Source organism: Candidatus Pantoea floridensis (assembly GCF_900215435.1).
GTDB lineage: Bacteria > Pseudomonadota > Gammaproteobacteria > Enterobacterales > Enterobacteriaceae > Pantoea > Pantoea floridensis.
The window spans coordinates 359,967-379,300 of sequence record NZ_OCMY01000002.1; the positions used below are offsets into that span (position 1 = coordinate 359,967).

At 55.7% G+C, this 19,334-nt stretch carries 19 protein-coding genes; 6 read left to right on the forward strand and 13 right to left on the reverse strand.

Annotated features, from left to right (window positions below):
* Positions 1 to 22: 22 nt before the first annotated feature.
* Positions 23 to 946 carry a LysR family transcriptional regulator gene (locus CRO19_RS22270; protein ID WP_097098017.1) on the reverse strand — a complete coding sequence of 308 codons (924 nt, stop codon included), beginning with the start codon at positions 944 to 946 and terminating at the stop codon, positions 23 to 25.
* An 81-nt stretch (positions 947 to 1,027) separates the two neighbouring features.
* Here CRO19_RS22270 and CRO19_RS22275 point away from each other — a divergent pair, with 81 nt between their 5' ends.
* Both CRO19_RS22275 and CRO19_RS22280 read left to right on the forward strand, forming a co-directional pair.
* Positions 1,028 to 1,849, forward strand: coding sequence for an MBL fold metallo-hydrolase (locus CRO19_RS22275; RefSeq protein WP_097098018.1), 822 nt, complete (start codon positions 1,028 to 1,030; stop codon positions 1,847 to 1,849).
* A gap of 4 nt (positions 1,850 to 1,853) precedes the next feature.
* Complete coding sequence (locus tag CRO19_RS22280) at positions 1,854 to 3,182, forward strand: amidase (RefSeq protein ID WP_097098019.1); 1,329 nt, start codon at positions 1,854 to 1,856, stop codon at positions 3,180 to 3,182.
* Positions 3,183 to 3,195: 13 nt separating this feature from the next.
* Here CRO19_RS22280 and CRO19_RS22285 read toward each other — a convergent pair whose 3' ends face one another.
* The 4 genes from CRO19_RS22285 to CRO19_RS22300 all read right to left on the reverse strand — a co-directional run bounded on the left by CRO19_RS22285 (position 3,196) and on the right by CRO19_RS22300 (position 6,875).
* Entirely contained in the window at positions 3,196 to 3,603 is a 408-nt protein-coding gene (locus CRO19_RS22285) for a DUF2000 family protein (protein ID WP_097098020.1), read from the reverse strand.
* Positions 3,604 to 3,636: 33 nt separating this feature from the next.
* Positions 3,637 to 4,494 (reverse strand): AraC family transcriptional regulator, encoded by an 858-nt coding sequence (locus CRO19_RS22290; RefSeq protein ID WP_097098021.1) that lies wholly within the window; start codon positions 4,492 to 4,494, stop codon positions 3,637 to 3,639.
* A gap of 21 nt (positions 4,495 to 4,515) precedes the next feature.
* Positions 4,516 to 5,814: an SLC13 family permease gene (locus CRO19_RS22295; RefSeq protein ID WP_097098022.1), complete on the reverse strand. Its 1,299-nt coding sequence runs from the start codon at positions 5,812 to 5,814 to the stop codon at positions 4,516 to 4,518.
* A gap of 161 nt (positions 5,815 to 5,975) precedes the next feature.
* A complete protein-coding gene (locus tag CRO19_RS22300; protein WP_097098023.1) occupies positions 5,976 to 6,875 on the reverse strand; it encodes a LysR substrate-binding domain-containing protein in 900 nt (299 codons plus the stop codon).
* 98 nt (positions 6,876 to 6,973) lie between these two features.
* Between CRO19_RS22300 and CRO19_RS22305 the strand changes: the two genes are divergently transcribed.
* Positions 6,974 to 7,744: a 2OG-Fe(II) oxygenase gene (locus CRO19_RS22305; protein ID WP_097098024.1), complete on the forward strand. Its 771-nt coding sequence runs from the start codon at positions 6,974 to 6,976 to the stop codon at positions 7,742 to 7,744.
* Here the strand turns inward: CRO19_RS22305 and CRO19_RS22310 are convergent.
* The 8 genes from CRO19_RS22310 to CRO19_RS22345 all read right to left on the reverse strand — a co-directional run bounded on the left by CRO19_RS22310 (position 7,739) and on the right by CRO19_RS22345 (position 16,211).
* A complete protein-coding gene (locus CRO19_RS22310) occupies positions 7,739 to 8,815 on the reverse strand; it encodes a DUF2817 domain-containing protein (protein WP_097098025.1) in 1,077 nt (358 codons plus the stop codon). The two genes, CRO19_RS22305 and CRO19_RS22310, sit on opposite strands and share 6 nt — an antisense overlap.
* A gap of 145 nt (positions 8,816 to 8,960) precedes the next feature.
* Entirely contained in the window at positions 8,961 to 9,731 is a 771-nt protein-coding gene (locus tag CRO19_RS22315; protein WP_097098026.1) for a transporter substrate-binding domain-containing protein, read from the reverse strand.
* A 173-nt stretch (positions 9,732 to 9,904) separates the two neighbouring features.
* Positions 9,905 to 10,768 (reverse strand): PfkB family carbohydrate kinase, encoded by an 864-nt coding sequence (locus CRO19_RS22320; protein WP_097098027.1) that lies wholly within the window; start codon positions 10,766 to 10,768, stop codon positions 9,905 to 9,907.
* Positions 10,769 to 10,771: 3 nt separating this feature from the next.
* Positions 10,772 to 11,629, reverse strand: a complete 858-nt coding sequence (locus CRO19_RS22325; RefSeq protein WP_097098028.1) for a MurR/RpiR family transcriptional regulator — start codon at positions 11,627 to 11,629, stop codon at positions 10,772 to 10,774.
* Positions 11,629 to 12,600 (reverse strand): ABC transporter permease, encoded by a 972-nt coding sequence (locus tag CRO19_RS22330; protein ID WP_097098029.1) that lies wholly within the window; start codon positions 12,598 to 12,600, stop codon positions 11,629 to 11,631. Before CRO19_RS22330 ends, CRO19_RS22325 begins: the two co-directional genes overlap by 1 nt.
* 24 nt (positions 12,601 to 12,624) lie before the next feature.
* Complete coding sequence (locus CRO19_RS22335) at positions 12,625 to 14,127, reverse strand: sugar ABC transporter ATP-binding protein (protein ID WP_097098030.1); 1,503 nt, start codon at positions 14,125 to 14,127, stop codon at positions 12,625 to 12,627.
* A 16-nt stretch (positions 14,128 to 14,143) separates the two neighbouring features.
* Complete coding sequence (locus CRO19_RS22340) at positions 14,144 to 15,184, reverse strand: sugar ABC transporter substrate-binding protein (protein WP_097098031.1); 1,041 nt, start codon at positions 15,182 to 15,184, stop codon at positions 14,144 to 14,146.
* A 46-nt stretch (positions 15,185 to 15,230) separates the two neighbouring features.
* On the reverse strand, positions 15,231 to 16,211 hold the full coding sequence (locus CRO19_RS22345; RefSeq protein WP_097098032.1) for a TIM barrel protein: 981 nt from the start codon (positions 16,209 to 16,211) through the stop codon (positions 15,231 to 15,233).
* Between the two features lie 275 nt (positions 16,212 to 16,486).
* On the opposite strand from CRO19_RS22345, the gene CRO19_RS22350 reads away from it, so the two are divergent.
* From CRO19_RS22350 to CRO19_RS22360, 3 genes are read left to right on the forward strand one after another with little or no spacing between them, the layout of a single operon-like run.
* On the forward strand, positions 16,487 to 17,248 hold the full coding sequence (locus CRO19_RS22350; RefSeq protein ID WP_097098033.1) for an alpha/beta hydrolase: 762 nt from the start codon (positions 16,487 to 16,489) through the stop codon (positions 17,246 to 17,248).
* 24 nt (positions 17,249 to 17,272) lie between these two features.
* Positions 17,273 to 17,947 carry a heavy metal response regulator transcription factor gene (locus CRO19_RS22355; RefSeq protein WP_097098034.1) on the forward strand — a complete coding sequence of 225 codons (675 nt, stop codon included), beginning with the start codon at positions 17,273 to 17,275 and terminating at the stop codon, positions 17,945 to 17,947.
* Positions 17,944 to 19,305 carry a heavy metal sensor histidine kinase gene (locus tag CRO19_RS22360; RefSeq protein ID WP_097098035.1) on the forward strand — a complete coding sequence of 454 codons (1,362 nt, stop codon included), beginning with the start codon at positions 17,944 to 17,946 and terminating at the stop codon, positions 19,303 to 19,305. The genes CRO19_RS22355 and CRO19_RS22360 overlap by 4 nt, the downstream gene beginning before the upstream one ends.
* Positions 19,306 to 19,334 lie beyond the last annotated feature (29 nt).

The following is a 19,334-nucleotide window of genomic DNA, read 5'->3' on the forward strand; positions in this document are numbered from 1 at the left end:
CGTCCTGTCGTAGGATCGCCATTCATGGCGACCTTATTAACCCGCGCAGCAAATCCCGCAGCCAGCGGTTGGCGGCATCTTCGCTGCGCGCGTTGTGCCACAGCAGCGACACCTCATAATCCGGCATGCTGACCGGCACGGGCGCAGCGCTCAGCGCATATAACGTGCACCAGGATGGCACCAAACCCTGCGGCACCGTAGCGAACAGCGGCAGACGCTTAAGCAGCATTGGCAGCGCGGAGAAGTGCGGCGTCACATAACGCACGCGCCGCGCCATTCCATGCTGTTGCAACTGCCGATCCAGCGCGCTTTCACTTACGCCGCGATACGACACCAACGCATGCTCGTAACTGACAAACTGCTGCAGCGTCAGCGGCGCATCGAGTTGAATCTGATCGCGGTGCCAAACCGTGCTGAAACCCGCGCGTAGGATCTTCTCACGCGTAAGATCGCGGCTGGTTTCGTTGCCGACCGTGATCACAACATCGGCCTGCTGCTGTTCCATCAGCGGAATCGCCTTCCATGGATCGGTGGCGATGACTTTCACATCAACATTCGGCGCCACGCGCGCCAGTTCTGCCAGCAAATCCGGCATCAGCCAATGTTCCAGCCAGTCGCTCATGCCAATGCGAAAACTGTAGTTATCTTCTGCCGCGTTAAAGGGCTGCTGCGTGAAGATCACACGATGCAGATCCTGCATCAGCGGCGCGAACTGCTGCACCAACTGCTCGGCGCGTGGCGTTGGCGTCATGCCGTTTGAGGCGCGGACAAACAGCGGGTCGTCAAACATCTCGCGCAGACGCTTTAACGCCGCGCTCACTGCCGGTTGTCCGAGATAGAGCCGATTTGCCGCCTGCGTAACGCTGCGCACCTCGTACATCACCATCAACACCACCAGCAAATTCAGGTCGATGCGTGCAAAATCATTTTCGTTGATGCCTTTCATGATTTTAATCGATTTAAATAATGATCGTGCCGCCAGTATAGTGAGGCTTCTTCGCTGCAACCAAGCAATAAGGAGCACCTCATGACGATTCGCGTCGGCGATTGCCGGATTACCAAAGTGAGCGAACAAACCGCTGCCTTCCCAATCGGCGTGCTGTTTACGCCGCATCGCGCGGAAATGAGTGATGAATTAGCCAATCAACCTGCTGAAATGTCGATTCACAGCTGGGTGGTGCGCACCGGCGAACACACCATCATCATCGATACCGCCACCGGCAACGGCCGCAACCGCGATAACAAACCGCTGTTCCATCAGCTGAATATGCCGTATGCCGAAAACCTGGCGCGCGCAGGCGTTGATCCGGCGGAGGTGACGCTGGTGCTGATGACACATATTCATACCGATCACGTTGGCTGGAACACCCATCAACAAGACGGTGAATGGCAGCCGATGTTCCCGAATGCGCGCTATATTTGCTCGGCGCGGGAACTGGCGCATTGCCAGCAGAATCCAGCGGCGCAGGAACTCTATCGCGATAGCATTCTGCCGCTGATCGAGAGCGGACAGCTGGAGACTATCAACGTGCAGGATTCCCCGCTGTTTGCTGGCGTGCTGCGCTATCTCTCAACGCCAGGTCACAGTGGCGATCATGCCTCGATCGTGCTGCAAAGTGCCGGTGAATCCGCCATCTTTGCCGGTGACGTGATGCACAATGCCATCCAGTTTCAGTATCCGCACTGGAACTCGCTGTTTTGCGAGGATAAAGCGCTGGCCGTCACTTCAAGGCAACGCGTGGTGGACTGGTGCGCACATCATCAGGCAATCTGGTTCAGCACCCACTTTAATGGCAGCTCGTGCGGACGCGTCTCACGCGACGGGCAATGGATTCCGCTGGAGGTTTAACCTGATGCAATACGCCGATTATCTCACCGCTTCGATTAACGATTTACAGCAGGCGCTGACCCAGCGCACGGTGAGCGCTCGCCAGTTAACGACGTTCGCGCTGCAGCGCATTGGCGAGGTGGATCAGCCGCGTTACAACGCCATTACCTGGCTGTTTGCCGATCAGGCTTTAGCGGCGGCGGACGCCAGCGATGTGCGTCGTCAGCGTGGAGAAGTGGCGGGACCTCTGGAAGGGATTCCAGTGCTGATCAAGGACAATATTGAAGTACAAGGCTGGCCGACCAGCGCCGGTTCGGTGCTGCTGCGTGAGGTTATCGCCAGCGATGATGCGCCGCTGGTTACCCGACTGAGAAAAGCAGGCGCGATTTTGATCGGCAAAACCGCCATGCATGAGCTGGCGGCAGGCATTACCGGCGCGTCATCGTTGAGCGGTTTTACCCACAATGCGTGGGTTGAAGGCCGCTCGCCGGGCGGATCGAGCAGCGGTTCCGCCGTAGCGGTCTCGGCCGGTTATGTGCCGCTGGCGATCGGCAGCGATACCGCCGGTTCGGTGCGCATTCCGGCGGCGTTTAATCATCTGTTCGGACTGCGCATGACGCGCGGCGCGATCAGCACCGACGGTATCGTGCCGTTGTCGCCAACCCAGGACATTCCCGGCCCGCTGGCGCGATCGGCGGCGGATCTGCGTTTAGCGTCTGAGATTTTGAGCGGGCAACAGTTCGCGGAGAGCGATGAGCCGCTGCGCATCGGCATCTGGCAGGAAGGGTTTGCTGCCGATGAAGACGAGATTAATCAGGCGGTGCGCGCGGCGCTGGTGGATTTCGCGCCGCGTGAAGTGAGTTATCCGCAGCTGGAGACATTGGCGGCTGACGCCAATATCATCGGCTACGAATTTGCCGGTGCGCTTGCGGCGTATCTGGCGGATAAACCGCAGGCGCAGAGCCGCACGCTGGCGGAAGTGGTGGCGTCAAAGCGTTACCATCCGCAGCTGGAAACGGTGTTTACCACGCGGGCGCAGCATCCGGGCGTGGAGAGTGAAGGTTATCAGCAGGTACAGCAGCGTCAGCGCGAATTGTATCTGCTGCTGGCTGAATTTTTCGCCGCGCAGCAGATCAATCTGCTGGCTTATCCAGTGGTGCGCCGTGCGCCGGTTAAGCACGGCGAGATGCAGGAAGGCAGCAACGCACTGATTTCAGCGGTGACCGGCGCGCCGGCGATCAGCATTCCGGCAGGATTCAGCGCCGAAGGTTTGCCGATTGGGCTGGAGCTGCTGGCGCTGCGTGGGCGGGAAGATTTGTTGCTGAGCGTGGCGGATAAATTCAGGTGCGCCTAAATGCGTACCCTTCTTACCCGTGCAACGCCAATCCCTTAATCGCCTTATCCACCGCCTTCTTCGGGCCGCGCAGTGCAATACCCACCAAGTTCAAATTATCGGCGTCTTCCGCCTTAAACACGTCGCGGTTCGCGGCGTCGTGGCCGGTGGAGAACATCGCTTCGACGTAAGGAATGAGGGTTAACTCACGCTCCAGTCCCTGACGATGCGCGCGCTGTAACCCGGCTAAATCTCCGGCAAACACCAGCATTGGCTGTCCCGCCATATTGCCGTACTGGCGCTCCTTTGCATCAACGTAGGGGGCACCCATCATTTCAGGCGCGGCGGAGGCAATGCCGGTGGCAAGAAACGCCACCACATTCAGGCGCTGCCAGGTGGCTAAATCATCACGTACGATCAGGGCGATTTTGGTATCAAACATCTGCAACTACTCTCCAATGACAACAAAACCTCATCATCTAAGAGCAGGCAGGGAAGCGTATAGAACGTTTGTGCACTGACGTTGATAAGACGCCGGCGTCATGCGATAGGCGCGTTGGAACCAGCGGCCCAGATGGCTTTGATCGGCGAATCCTACCTGCGTTGCCACCTGCACGGGCTCAATACCCTGGGCCAGCAGCGCGCGTGCGCTGCGCAATCGCAAACGCACCAGATAGGCATGTGGAGATTGACCAAACGCCTGTTTGAATTGGCGCGTCAGACGAAATCGATCGATGCCGGAAAGTCGGGCGAGTTCATCCAACCCAATGTCCTGCGCCATAAAATCGTGCAGATAGTCGCGCAGCAGCTGCATCTGACGCATCGCTTCGCTGTGCTGCACGCTGGGTTTGGTATCCAGGTGACGCGCAAGCAGAGTGAGAAGATGATCGAGGCTTTGATCGCGCGCCAGCCTCCCTTCTCCCTGATGCACCGCAAACCACGCCTGCTGAATGGCGCTCGCGAGCAGCGCGTCGTCGGTGAGCGTGTGGCGGAAGGCGCCTTCAATATTTGAAACATCACCCAACCCGCGACGCTGCATCATCTCTGCCACCCAAGGTTGCGGCAGATAGAGCATCACATAGGTAAAGCCTGCGGCATCCGGCGCATGGCCATCGTGCACCGCGCCAGGCTCAATCAAAATCGCCCGGCCCGGCGTGCTGGTGTGCAGAGAACGATGGCAATTGAAACGTTGTAACCCCTGCTGGGTCACACCCACCAGCAGTTCATCGTGGTCGTGTGGATCGTAAGCGTGTCCGCGAAAATGCGCGTTGACGCTTTCAATGCCGGTCTCGTCATCACGACGAAAATCAACCCAATCGTTATTAGCTGGCATAGGCGATCTCTGACAGATATATCAGGCATAGCCTAGCAGTCGGAACCACAGATAATCCAGTGGCAACAGTATCAGGACGCTGAACAGAAAGAGGGTAGCGCATAGCTGGAGGCCGGCCTTCGCCGGGACATTGCCTAATCCCATTGCCACCACTACCGGTGACGCCTGGTACGGCAACAGCGGCGTAGCGTAGGCAAACACCTGTAGCATGATGACGGTGAGCAGCGGAAAGCCAGACGCCTGCGCCAGCTCTTGCGCCATTGGCGTGACCATCGCCGGTACGCCATTAGCGGTGAGGACAAAATTCATTAGCGATACCAGCGCATTCAGCACGGCAAAATTACTGAACGACGGGTGATCCTGCAGCGGCAACACGCTAAGTAGCGCATTGGCGATGAAGCGCCCTAATCCGGAATCCACTACCAGTGTGGCGACGCCCAGAATACCGGCGATATAAATGCAGGTGCGGAAATTCACGCCGTTGGTGAAATCATCGCCCGAGAGAAAGCCGACGCGCGGCAGCAGGCAAATGCAGGCGGCCGCCAATCCCACCCACGCTGCGGGCAGGCCATGCAGGCTATCGGTCATCCACAACAGCAAGGTCACCATCAACAGGCCGATCAGCCGCCATTCGCTGCGGCTTAAGCCCGGCAGCACATCGCGCTGGCGAACCGGCGTCGGTGTGGCGCGAAACAGCCACAGCAGGCAACCGATTAACAACATGCCTTTGCCAATGCCGACCACCGGCATATGCAGCACCCACCACGGCAACCATTGCAAATGCAACTGATAAGCGCTTTCAGCCGCGCCGCTCAGCACCAGATTAGGTACGTTTGCAGGCAAAATGCTGGCGGAGAGCTGGAAGGTGCCAAATCCGACCGCCAGCGCCAAACCGATGCTGCCGCGGCTGCCCGCTTTGATCCCCGCTCGTTCGCCCATCGCCAGCACCACCGGCATCAGCAGCGCAATGCGGCCCATATTCGAAGGCATGACAAACGCCAGCAGATAGGTGAGCAACACGGTTCCCGCCACCATGCGCGGCCAGCTTTGGCTCATGGGCACCACCAGATAGTTGGCCCAGCGCTGCGCGAGGCCGACTTTACGGATCGCCGCACCGAGCACAAATCCACTCAGCACCAGCCAAAATGCCGATGAGGCAAACCCGCTGAACACGCTGCTGGCGGGCGCCAGTTTTAACAGCATCGCTGCAGTAAAAAACAGCAGCGCGGTGATAAATTCAGGTAAACGCGCACTGGCCCACAGCACAATGGTGATACCCACCACCAGTGCGGTAAGCCAAAAATTTAGATCTGTGGCCACTACTGAACTCCCTTTCCTGGTGCTGGTCGCCATTAATGGCGACCCTACGTGCCCGCTGCGGTTTTCGTAGGGTGCGCATTCATGCGCGCCTGCAGACGGATGCAAAGCGCAACAGCTTACTGCAAACCAACCCGCAGAAAGATGAATTCGTTAACAGTTTTTTAACTTGAAAGTGCCGTGAGCCAGTTAATCAGTGCTTTACTGCCGGGCTGGCTAAGCGATCGCTGTGGCCAGGCGAGGAAGTAGGGTTTGCTCAGCGGCAGGCTAAGCGCATCGACAACCACCAGATCGCCGCGCGCCAGTTCATTAGCAATTAACCGGCGCTGCCCCAACAGCACCCCCGCGCCAGCTACGGCAGCATCGATAGCCAACGATGTAAGATTGAAGCTAAAAGCGGGCTGCGGCGCCGGATCATCCATCCCTTTAGCCTGAAACCAGCTGGGCCAGTCGGGCAGAAAACGCCCTTCATTACCCCAGTCGAGATGGATCAACGGTGCCTGCAGCAAAACGTCTTGCCCCACATAGCGTTGCAGCAGCGCTGGACTGGCTACCGGCAGCACCTCATCACGGAAGAGCAGCTGCTTATCCAGCTGGGGATAGCGATCGTCGCCGAAGCAGATGACAAAATCCGCCGGCGTGGCGTTGAAATCCACCTGCGTGTGGGTGCCGTGCAGCGATAAATCGATATCCGGGCACTGTTCACGCCACCGAGCAATATTGGGCAATAACCACTTTGATGCCAGCGCAGGCAGTGAATAGAGCGTCAGTTTTGGCACGGCGGCAGCATGGCGCAGGTTTTGCTGGCCAAGGTGCAGAATGTCAAATGCTTCAGTGACATAGCGCAGGTATTCTTTACCAATGTCCGTCAGCATCACGCCGCTCTGCGTACGTACGAATAACGCGCTGCCCAACTGCTCTTCCAGCTGGCGAATTTGCTGGCTGACGGCGGCGGGTGTTAACGCCAGCTGAGCAGCCGCTTTCGCCAGGCTGCCCAGCTCCGCCGCCACTTTAAACGATTGAATAACGCTAATTTTTGGCAAACGCGGTGATTGCGCAGGCATTAAGGTTTCCTTAGCAAGGTGTTAAGAATTTATCGTTACGCACTACCCTATCAGCGAGTTACAGTCATGACACACCGGTAAAAATGAGAACTGTTGCTATGTCTGCTTTGATTCGTTTCGACCTGCATCCGCTGGCTGATGCCGACTGGCGTCGCACCTGCCGTGAACAACTCAATCAGCACGGCGCGCTGGTACTGCGTCAGTTTTTACAGCCCGCTGCGCTACATGCCATCATTGCGGAAGGTGATGCGCAGCGCCATCTGGCTTATCACACCGCCAGTAAGCACAACGTCTATTTGATGAAAAAGGATGACGCTTACAGCGCTGACCATCCACGTAATCGCGATGTGCTGAGTACCAAAGGGTGTATTACCGATGACGTGATTGCTGCCGATTCGCCGCTGCGTCAGCTCTACAATGATGCGCTGTTCAAAAGTTTCCTCTGCGATGTGTTAGGCGAAGAAGCGCTTTATCCCTACGCCGATCCGCTGTCGTCGATCAATTTGCACTACGCGCCAGACGGTCAGGAGCTGGGTTGGCACTTTGATAACTCTTCTTTCGCCATCACCCTGCTGGTGCAGAAACCTCGTGCCGGTGCGGTATTCCAGTATGTGAAAGATTTACGTAACGCCGATGCCGGCGAGATGAATTTTGACGGCGTCGCCGCCGTGCTCGATCAGCGCCAGCCGGTTGAGGCGCTGGCAATTGATGCCGGCGATCTCGTGCTATTCCGTGGCCGCAACTCGCTGCATCGCGTTACGCCAACCGAAGGCGATATCACCCGCATGCTGGCCGTGCTGGCGTACAACACCGAGCCGGGTATTGCCCTGTCGGAAACCGCCAGAATGACGTTTTATGGCCGGTTATAACGTCGCGAGCAACGCACGCCAGCCGCGCACAAAGATCTGCTGAGTACGAAACGCCACCAGCGCCCGCCAGTCGGCATCGGCGGGCCAGAATCCCTCTACTAACGCCTGCTTGATCACTCGCCCATGTTCGCTCGCCGGATCGCCTTGCAAATGTAGCCAGTGATCGTCCCGCACGCGGCGATGCATCTCTTCGCCGGTATAGGTGCCACACTCCACTACCAGCGGCAAAATCTGCACGTCAGGTAACGCAGTCAGCAGGAATTGCGACAGATAACCGGTGGCGGTAGCGGTCACGCCGGTCTCGCTATCGCGGCCTGCGCCGGTAAACAGCAGCGTTAGCCATTCGCCGTAAATTTCTTTGCCCCAGTCGTGCGCGGCGAAACGCTGCTCGGCAATCGACAGCAGCATCGGATGCCCCCACGCGCCCGCGCCGGTGTGCAAATCAAAGCTGAGAATGGTTTTTGCCTGCGATAAGTGGTTGGCGATAATGCTTTCCATGGTGCGGTATGACCAACTGGGCTGCTGGCCGCCGTAAAAGAAGCCGTCCGCCGCGTCATATTGCCCCGCTTCCACCACGCGTTTCACTGCCAGCCATCCGGCGCTGCTTAGCGTGTCGGCTAACATCCGATCGGCGTTAGCGCGATCGCCATGGTAAATCGCGTGCCAGCGAGCGTAAGCGGGATTCGCCGGAGCAGGCTGGTTGAAATCGATAAAGTTGCGATTAAGGTCAATATTGTCTTCATTGACACGTCGCAGGTGCGCAGCGCCCCATGGATTGAGCTGATGCAGCATCACAATGGCGGTATCGGCGGGCAGCGCGGTAAGGTTAAACAGATCCAGCCAGGCAATCTGGCAATCAGAGCCGTAGTAACCTTCCACACCATGCGTGCCGGCGATCACCAACATCAGCCGTGAAGCGTTAGCCTCGCCGATGACGGCAACATCGGTGTAAAGTTCTTCGCCCTGCGGGCCGGGTAATGGATGCGCGTAGGAGGTCAACGCGCCGTGTTGGCGTTTAACGGCGGCGAGAAAACGCGCGCGTTGGGTAGTGTAGTGAGGTAAGTCAGGCATGATTGATCTTGCTCTAATTAATGGCGGTCGGGATTGATCTGACCAGCATGGTGCGGTTTGCGGCGAGGTCGCCATAAATAGCGACCCTACGGGAATTGTAGGGTCCGCATTAATGCGCACCCTTCCAATGCCCACGCCTTACTGATTATGGATAGACCTTGAATGTAAAATATTTCTGCGCCAGGTGATCGTAGGTGCCGTTGCTGTGCAACTCAGCCAGTGCGCTATTGATCAACTTAAGATTGGCATCATCACCTTTGCGCAGCCCAATCCCAACGCCGTTGCCCAGAATCTCTTTATCCACCAGCGTGGCGCTGATGACATAACCTTTGCCTTCCGGCGTGCTGAGGAAACCTTGCTCAGCGGAAACCGCATTCGCCAGGCTGGCATCAAGACGCCCTGCCACCAGATCCGGATAAATCTCCATCTGATTGGGATACGACACCACATCCACGCCCTGCGTAGCCCACTTTCCTTTGGCGTAGGTTTCCTGAATGGTGCCCTGCGCGACACCAATCTTTTTACCGCGTAACGCTTCAATGTCGCCAGTCAGCGGACTTTGCGCCGGTGTCAGCAGCGCACTGGGCGTGACGTACAGCATGTCGCTGAATGCCACCTGCTCGCGGCGTTTCTCGGTCATCGACATCGCCGAAAGAATGGCATCAAATTTCCTCGCCTGCAGCGCCGGAATGCTGCCGTCAAAACCAATCTGTACCCATTCGCATTTAACCTTGGCCTGGGCACAAATTGCGTTGCCCAGATCGATATCAAAACCCTGTAACGATCCGTCGCTGGCTTTAGACTCAAACGGTGGGAAGGTAGGATCAACACCAAAGCGCAGGGTTTGCTCGGCGAACGCCGCATGACTGAAAGCGCTCAGTGAAAGCAGTAACGCAAAGGACAAATTCTTTTTCATTGTTATCTCCAACAGGCAGGTAAATTCACAACGGCATGCAGAGTTAATAACATGATGGAAACATTGCCACCACTAAAAAGATGGGTTTATTGCAGAGGAAATTCTTATTAAAACAGAAGGAGTTAAGCGAATTTATCTCCGGCCGTAAGAGAATCTTAATGCCGGAGAAAAAGTCACACGATGGCAGGACGTGAAACGTGCTCGGCGGCGGCTTGATTGGCTTTTGCCGCCGCATCGGACAAACTGAGTCCCGCCAGCAGCGCCTGACTCAACACGCCGACGAAACAATCGCCGGCACCATGCGTACTCACCAGCTCAACCGGGATCGCCGCCAGGCTAAATGCCGCCCCGCCCGCTTCGCATAGTGCCAGACCATGTTCACCTGCCGTTACGATCACCTGTGGAAAGCGCTGTGCCAGCGCTTGTGCCGCCTCACAGGCCGAGGTGAGATCGTTTACCGCAATCTGGCACATGTCACGCGCTTCTACCGCGTTAACGATCAGCAGTTGCACACAATCGGCCAACGCGGGTTCAATATCACGCGCCGGTGCGGCGTTAATGCATACCGCAATACCGCGCTGCTTCGCCTGCGTTGCCAGCTGCAGATTTACGCTGGCGGGCACTTCATTCTGCAACACCAGCATGCCCGCATCGCGCCACAGCGCATCACGCGTTGCACTGGCATCAATATGCAGATTGGCATTCGACACCACCACCGCGCCGTAATCCCCTTCTGCATCGCTGATGGCCACGCTCATACCAGAAGGCATAGCCGCTAGAATTGCCACAGCCTGGGTATCAACACCCGCCGCCTGCAGCGCATGCAGTAAAAACTCGCCCTGTGCATCATCACCAACGGCGCCGACAAAACTTACCGCAGCACCCGCACGCGCCGCCGCTATCGCTTGATTGCCGCCTTTGCCACCAAATTTATAACTGCAACCACTACCGATAACCGTTTCGCCTTTTTCCGGGCGATGGTGGGCCGCCAGCATAATGTCGTAATGCAAACTGCCGGCAACAATAATTTTGTTCATGATTTAAAAGTCCCGCAGATCCTGAACCGCTCGCTGGGTTTTCATCAGATTCGTTTCTGCCAGCTTGAGATCTTTTTTGGCAATTGCGACAAATAACGCATCAAGAATATTTAATTGCGCGATACGTGACGCAGCATTTTCACCAAGCAGATGCGATCCCTGGGATGTTGATGTAAGAACCACATGCGCATTTCGCGCAATAGGCGACTCAGCATAGTTCGTAATCGCAATAATTTTTGCGCCGTTACGTGCTGCCAGTTTAATAGGATCATTTACCGCGCGCGTGGCACCGGAATGGCTGATGGCGATAACCACATCATCATCAGACAATACGGCTGCCGACATCAGCATAATATGGGCATCATCATAGGCCGTCGATTTAATACCAATCTTAAGCAACTTATGCGATAAATCGCGTGCTACGGTAGCCGAACCGCCGACCGCATAAAGATCAATATGACGCGCTTTAAATAAAATGTCTGCCGCACGGTTAAATTGCGAAATGTCCAGAATCGACAATGTTTCTTCTATTGCCTGAATCGATGTTCTAAACACTTTCGCCAGCAATTGTTCCGATGAATCATCCGGCTCAATTTCCGCATGTAAACCGGCCACTTCCGACTGATTATAATAAATCAGCCCGGTACGAAAATTACGGAAGCCGGTGAAGTTAAGCTTCTTGGTAATTTTCACAATCATCGCCTGGGAAACACCATTTTCCTCAGCAATCTCCTGCAGCGATGTTTGTTCATTTATGTCGGTTCTGGCGATAATCGCTTCTGCTACGCGTCTTTCTAGCGGCGTGAGTTGCGGTAAGCGCATGCGAATTTGAGCGCCAATGGCTCGCGGATCTTGCTTCATTACCTGCCTCGTGTCGCCCGGTCAATCAACATCGCTATGATAATGATTAGCCCGGTAGCAAGCAATTGATAAAAGGCCTGAATATTTAGTAGCGTCAAGCCATTACGCAATGCGCCAAGAATAATTGCACCAATAAGGGTGCCGACAATACTCCCTTTACCCCCCATCAGCGATGCGCCACCAATCGCCGCCGCCGCAATGGCATCGAGCTCCCACAAATTACCGATGGTGGGTTCAGCTGCACCTAAGCGGCCAATCAAAATTAATGACGCCAGTGACGCCAGCGTACCGGAAATAATATACACCGTCACTTTCGTCCTTTTTACCGGCACCCCCGCCACGCGCGCCGCTTCTTCATTACCCCCTACCGCAAGAATGTATTCGCCCAGCGGGGTTTTATTCATTACCACCCATAACAGCAGCGCAATCACCGCCACAATCACAATCGGTGTCGGCACACCTATTACCGTACTATTAATGATGCTGCGGAATTCCATCGGAATACCAAACACCGGATTACCGCCGGTATAAATTAGTGCAATAGCGCGGAATAACGATAAGCCGCCGAGCGTAACAATAAACGGCTGCAATCCTGCATAGGCGATTAAGGTGCCGCTAAATACACCACACAGTGCGCCAATCCCCAGTGTTGCCATAATCGCTACCGGCACCGGCACGCCGGCCACCATCATAGTAGCGCCCAATACCGCCGACAGCGCCGCCGTTGGACCAACGGAAAGGTCAATACCGCCCGAAATAATCACCAGCGTCATACCTAACGCAATTAAGGCGTTAATCGATGACTGCTGCAAAATATTCAGTAAGTTGGGCACGGTAAAAAAAACCGGCGATAAAAACGAAAATGTCACGACGATAATGACCAGACCGATTAACGTGCCCGCGTCGCGCAGATTAAATTTGAGCAGCGCCGACGGCGCAGTCGTAGACTGAGTAGAACTTTGCGTCATCATAATTTAGCCTTGATAGGGTAAGCGTTAAACAGCTTCTTTAATTTCTTTAATCGCAAAGCTCGCGATATTTTCTTCGGTAATTTCTGCACCCTGCAGTTCACGGGTAATTTTGCCTTCGCGCATCACTAAAACGCGATCGGATACCCGCAGTATTTCCGTCATTTCCGAAGAGACCACCACAATAGCTTTACCTTGCTGCGCCAGTTTCTCAATCAGATTATAAATTTCTGATTTGGCGCCGATATCAATTCCCCGGGTCGGTTCATCAAATAAAAATACGTCAGCATCCGCCGCGACCCAGCGACCAATAATTACCTTCTGCTGGTTACCACCGCTCAGCGTGCCGATCGGCTTTTCGATATTCAGCGGACGCAGTTTCAGGTCAGACATCACTTCCTGCGCCACCTGGTTCAGTTTGGCTTTACGGATCAATCCGCCCAGCGTGAAGTTGCGCATCGACGGCAATGCCATATTCATCTTCACCGCGCGCGCCTTAATAATGCCCTCTTTCTTACGATCCTCCGGCACCAAACCGATACCGGCACGAATCGCCGCGCTGACGTTATGATTGCGCACCGCTTTGCCATTCACGCGCACTTCACCCGCGCTGCGTTTGTCGATCCCCGCGATAAGTTTTAATAACTCGGTTCGACCGGCGCCCACCAGCCCGGCGATGCCCAGCACTTCCCCTGCGCAGACGTTGAAGCTGGCAGGCTTGATCTCATTACCGCGCGCGACATTTTCTACCTGCAGCACCTGACGCTCGCTGGCCCAGGAGTGATGCTCCAGCTTTTCGATTTTACGCCCGACCATTTTGGCCACGATGCTCTCTTCGGTTTCATCGCAAATGTTCACCACACCAACCTGGCGACCATCGCGCATGATAGTGGCACGATCGCACACCTGGAAAATCTCGTTCATCTTGTGCGACACGTAAATCAGCGACACACCGGTGGATTTCAAATCTGCGATCAGTTCAGCCAGACGCTCAAACTCGCGCGGTGTCAGGCTAGAGGTCGGTTCATCCATGGCGATGATTTTGGCCTCATCCAGCAGTGCCCGGGCAATTTCGACGATCTGCTGTTGTGACACCTTGAGATTTTTAATCGGCTCAGCCGGGTTAATACTCGGATCAAGCTGCTTGAGAATGTGCACCGCACGCGCCAGCTGCGCACGCTTATCCACGAAAAATCCCTTCAGCGTGGTGAGCGGGCGACCAAGAAACATATTCTGGGCTACGGAGAGCTCAGGAACATGCTGTAACTCCTGATGAATCATGGCGATGCCGGCATGCCGTGCGCTTAGCGGATTCTTCATCTGTACCTGTTGGCCATTGACATAAATTTCACCACTGTCAGCAGAGCGCACGCCGGAAAGGATGTTGAGGAGCGTCGATTTCCCCGCCCCGTTCTCACCAATCAGCGCGTGTACTTCACCTGGCCGCACCATAAAATCTACCTCTTGCAGCGCCGCAGCGCTGCCGTAGGTTTTTGTGATACCGCGCATCACTAAGCGATACTGTTCCATACGCTCTCCGCCTGTTTTATTGCTGAGCCAGCAGCTGACGCAGTTTGTCGTTGTCTTTGGTCGAAAACGCCTCGGCGTTATCTTTGGTGATCAGCGCCTGCGGCGTAGTCACCACGCGCGACAGTTTTTGGCCAGCAATCAGGCGCAGGATCACTTCTGTCGCCACTTCGCCGGTCAGCACCGGGAAGCTATCCACCGTACCGGTCAATTCACCGCGTTTGATGGAGGCATACGCATCTGAAATGCCATCAGTACCGAACACTGCGGTTTGTTTGGATTTATTCTGCGCGCTCACCGCTTCAACGACGCCTAAGGCCATGGTGTCGTTGTTGGCATAGAAACCGATCAAATCGGGATGCTGCTGCAGAATGGTTGAGGCCGCGTTGAACGCCTGCTCGCGGCTCCAGTTGGCGGGCACGCTGGCCACAATGTTGAATTTGCCATTAGCCTGCAGCGTCTCCTTGAAACCGGCGGTGCGCTGGCCCGCAGCATAGACGCCCGGCTGGCCTTCAATCACCGCCACTTTGCCGCCTTGCGGATGGTGCTGGATAAACCATTTTGCCACGCGTGCCCCGTTATCTTTCTGCACGTTGCCCACGTAATACTGCGCACTGGGCACCACCGCATCGTTAACGTTCACCACCGGAATGCCTTTACTGCTGGCACTCTCCAGCGCCGGTTCGAGGTTGATATCGGTTTGCGGCGAGACCAGCAGGCCATTAAATCCCTGCGCGATCAGCGTTTCGGCAATCGACAGCTGGCCGAGCTGATCGTCCTCATTGGCCGCTGCCTGATACGCCACGGTGAAGCCATATTTCTTCGCGACGTTTTGATAGCCTTCGCCGAGGGAACGCCAGTATTCGTTGGTCAACGTTTTCGATACGCCGCCAATTTTCAGTTTGGCATCGACTTTCGGCATCGGGCCATACTTGCTTTCCAGTTGCGTCCAGTCGGTGCGATCGGGTTCAGAATCGGATTTCAGCGGCGGCAATGTGGCGGCGTAAACGCTGGAGCACAATAACGCGGTGGTAAGGACAGAGAGTAAGCGCTTTTTCATGGTGTTAGCCTTTTTATAGTTTTCGCGTGACGTTGAAGTTGTTTCGTTAACGAGCCAGCATGATGTCATTGACAATTTGCTGCGATGACACGGCATCCTGGCGACCAATCGCCTCCTCCAGCGCCGGATTGTTATTGAGTTTTTCGCACAGTTTCAGCAGACGGGTAACGGTCGCAATATTGATCTCGGCTTCGCGAATCGGATCCAGACCGCTGGCGTCGGGGAAGGTATCGAAGTAGTACGCGCCTTGATAACCATCACGCTGCATCTGCCAGAGGAACTCTAGCGTGGCGCGCGGATTGACTGAACCGGCCATCAAACCGTCATCGCGCTTGCCCCAGCCATCGTTGAGATCCAATCCAAGTAAACGCGAACGGCGCGCCACCATGGCCGCAGCAAAGGCCGGAATTTCGTTGGCAAACAGCACGTGGGCGAAATCCAGCGTAATGCCGAGGTTGGCGCAACCGGCCTCTTCCACCGCCAGCAGGCAAGTGGTGGCATTCGGGAAGATGCTGTAGGCGCGCGGTTCGTTGGGTTTGTATTCGATGCTAACGTCGATATCTGGCGCATACTCCGCCACTTCACGCACCGCGCTCACTGCGTCTTCCCACATTTTTTTATAGTCAGCCTGGAAGCAGTAATCGAAGCCGTCCTGCCCCATCCACAGTGTCATTAAACGTGAACCGAATTCGCGACCGGCGTCGATACCGCGCTTAGTCAGCTCGATAGCTTCGCGACGAATCTTTGCATCCGGATTGGTAAAGGCACCAATTTTGAACTGCGGCGCATCCCAACGCATCTGCATGCCGTTAACGGCTAAACCGGCATCGTCAATCGCCTGCCGCATGGTGTGGATATCCGTGGTGATGTGCTGCGGATAGTTGAGGTCCAAATGCGTGAGCCCCTGCACTTTTCCGGCACGCGCAATCATCTGTAAAACAGAAGGTTTTCCCTGAAGATCTGGCCAGTAAAGATGCGCCCCAGAGGCGAATGAGTTCAAACGTGTAGCAAACTTTAATTCGGACATGAGGAAGGATCCTTCGTGACAAGTTGTAATGTACTTTCCTTCTTCACGATTATTTGTGAAGTTATGGAATAAATTACATAGCCACCGCTATTTGGCAAGCAGTGACGCTCAGAAACTATTCAAAGTGAGAGGATGTTCACGAAATTCTTGATCGGTTGCGCGGGATCGACAGACGCGTTTCGGTCGATGTCATTCTTTTGTCATAACTCGCTCACGCTGATGTCAGCGCCCTTTTCATATCCTGTAGGTCAACCTTCGCAATCAGGATTAACAAGATGAAAATGAACAAACTGACTCTCGCAGCGGGCATGCTGCTGGCTATCGCAGGCGGCGCAGCACAAGCGCAGGCGCAACCGATTAACAATATTGTGCTGGTGCATGGCGCCTTCGTTGGCGGTGCAGGCTGGCGTCCGGTGTACGATCGGTTGACGCACGATGGCTATAAAGTGACGCTGGTGCAGGAGCCGCTGACCGGCTTCCCGGAAGATGTCACAGCGACGCGTCGCATTATCGATCAGCAAAATGGACCAGTGATTTTAGTAGGACACAGCTACGGCGGCGCGATCATCAGTGAAGCCGGTAACGACAATAAAGTGGCGGGCCTGGTCTATATCGCCGCCCACGCGCTGGATAACGGCGAGACGGAAGCCAGCAACGGCAAAAAATTCCCCAATAGCGCGCATCCGTTCGCGAAATCGAGTGACGGTTATCTGACTATCGCGCTAGAAAATTACCACAGCGATTTCGCTGCCGATTTGCCGGTCGCCCAGGCTGATTTTGAAGCCCATGCGCAAATGCCAACCAATTCGGCCGTTTTCACCGCCAACATTCCTGACCCGGCATGGAAGACCAAGCCTAGCTGGTACATGGTGGCGAAAGCTGACAAAATCATCAGTCCCGATCTGGAGCGCATGTACGCCAAACGCGCGCACAGCCACACGGTGGAAATTGCCGGTGCCAGCCATTCGGTTTACCAGTCGCATCCTGATGATGTTGCAAAATTAATTGAACAAGCGGCGCAGCACGCGCAACCCTAAATCCCCTTTCCCGCGGAGAAGCGCATGAAAATTTTGGTGATTGAAGACGAAGCCAAAGCGCGCGATTACATGCGCAAAGGATTGACGGAAGCGGGATTCATCGTGGATGTGGCGGAAAACGGTCAGGATGGCGTGTTCTATGCGCAGGAGCATCATTACGACTTGATATTACTCGACGTTATGATGCCCGGCATGGACGGTTGGCAAGTGATGGCGGCGCTGGATAAACAAATCCACACGCCGGTCATTTTCCTCACCGCGAAAAGCACGCTGGAAGATCGGATAAAAGGGCTAGAACTAGGCGCAGATGATTATCTGGTAAAACCCTTCTCGTTCGCAGAACTACTGGCACGCGTCCGCACGCAACTGCGGCGCGGCAGTCAGCAAAAGCTGCCGGATACGCTGCGGCTTGCCGATTTGCAGCTTGATATTTTAAAGCGCCGCGTTGAGCGCGGCGGTCAGCGTATCGATCTCACCAACAAAGAGTTCAATTTACTGCATCTGTTCTTGCTGCATCCGGGCGAAGTGCTGACGCGCACCGTCATTGCTTCCCGCGTGTGGGACATGAATTTTGATAGTGATACCAATGTGGTGGATGTGGCGGTGAAACGTCTGCGGCAAAAAATTGACGGCCCGTTTGAGCCGCCGCTGATTCACACCGTGCACGGCGTCGGTTATCGCTGCGAAGCCGAATCATGAAGAAACCTTCCCTCGCCGCGCGACTGTCGCTGTTGTTGAGCGCGACGGTGATCGTCATTTTTTCCCTCAGCGGCATCGCGCTCTATCACTCCCTGGCGCTGCAAATTGGCGTGCGCGACGATGCGGCGCTGCTCAATCGTATCGATCAAATCCGCACCCTGCTGCGCGATGAAGATGCCGTGACGCTGATCCAGCAGAAACCCCGCTTATTCGCCAACATGCTTGGTAATACCGAGTCGCTGCTGGTGCTGCGTTTTCCCGGCCAGCCGCCGCTGATTGTGGTCAACCCTGGTCAACGTCCGCTTCCTGCCATTACGCCGGTCGCTGCAGATCAACCGTTGTCGCTTGCGTCGGTACATCATCTGGCTGCCGAAGACGGTACACCGTTTATCTCGGCGGCGGCGCTAACGCCCACGCGCGATGGCAGCGGACAGATCGAGATCGTTACTGGCCGCCTGATGAGCGATCGCACGCAAACGCTCAACAGCTATCGCAATCAAATCGTCCTCACCACTGCGCTGGCGGCGTTGCTGGTGGCGGCGATCAGCGTTTGGCTGGTGCGGCGCGGTCTCATTCCGCTCCGACGTTTGGCGGCGCAGGCGGATGCGATTGATGTGCGCCATTTGTCGCAGCGCATGCCCGATCAAGCCCCAGCAGAACTGCAGCCGCTGGTCGCGGCGTTTAATCAGATGCTGAGCCGCCTTGAAAGCGGTTATCAGCAGTTGAGCCAGGTGTCGGCGGATATGGCGCACGATCTGCGCACGCCCATTAATACGCTGATGGGACAGACCGAAGTGGCACTTAGCCAGACGCGCAGCATCGACGATTATCAGGCGCTGCTCGGCTCTAATTACGAAGAGCTGGAGCGACTGGCGAAGATGATCGACAACATGCTGTTTTTGGCGAAAGCGGAAGATGCCAGCCAGGCAATGGATGTGCAAAACATCGATCTGGCGATGCTGGGTGAGAAATTGCAGGAGTACTTTGACGGCATGGCAGAAGAACAGGCGATGCAACTGGAGATGGCGCTGCACGGCGAGCTGCATGCCGACGCGCACCTGCTGCAGCGCGCGCTAGCCAATCTGATTGCGAATGCGCTGCGCTATGGCGATCGTCATACCACCATCCGTATTTTCAATCACGGCACGACATTGGTAGTGGAAAATCGAGGCCCCGCGCTCAGTGGCGAACAGCAGGCGCGCATCTTTGATCGCTTCTGGCGCGCCGATCCATCACGTCATCAGGGCAGCAGCGGATTGGGATTATCGATCGTGCGCAGCATTATGCGCCTGCATCAGGGAAGCTGCGAGGTGCACAGCGAGCATGGCGTGAACCGCTTTACGCTGCGATTTCCTTAGCGTAAGTGCAGCCGTTGAAACGGTGCGCA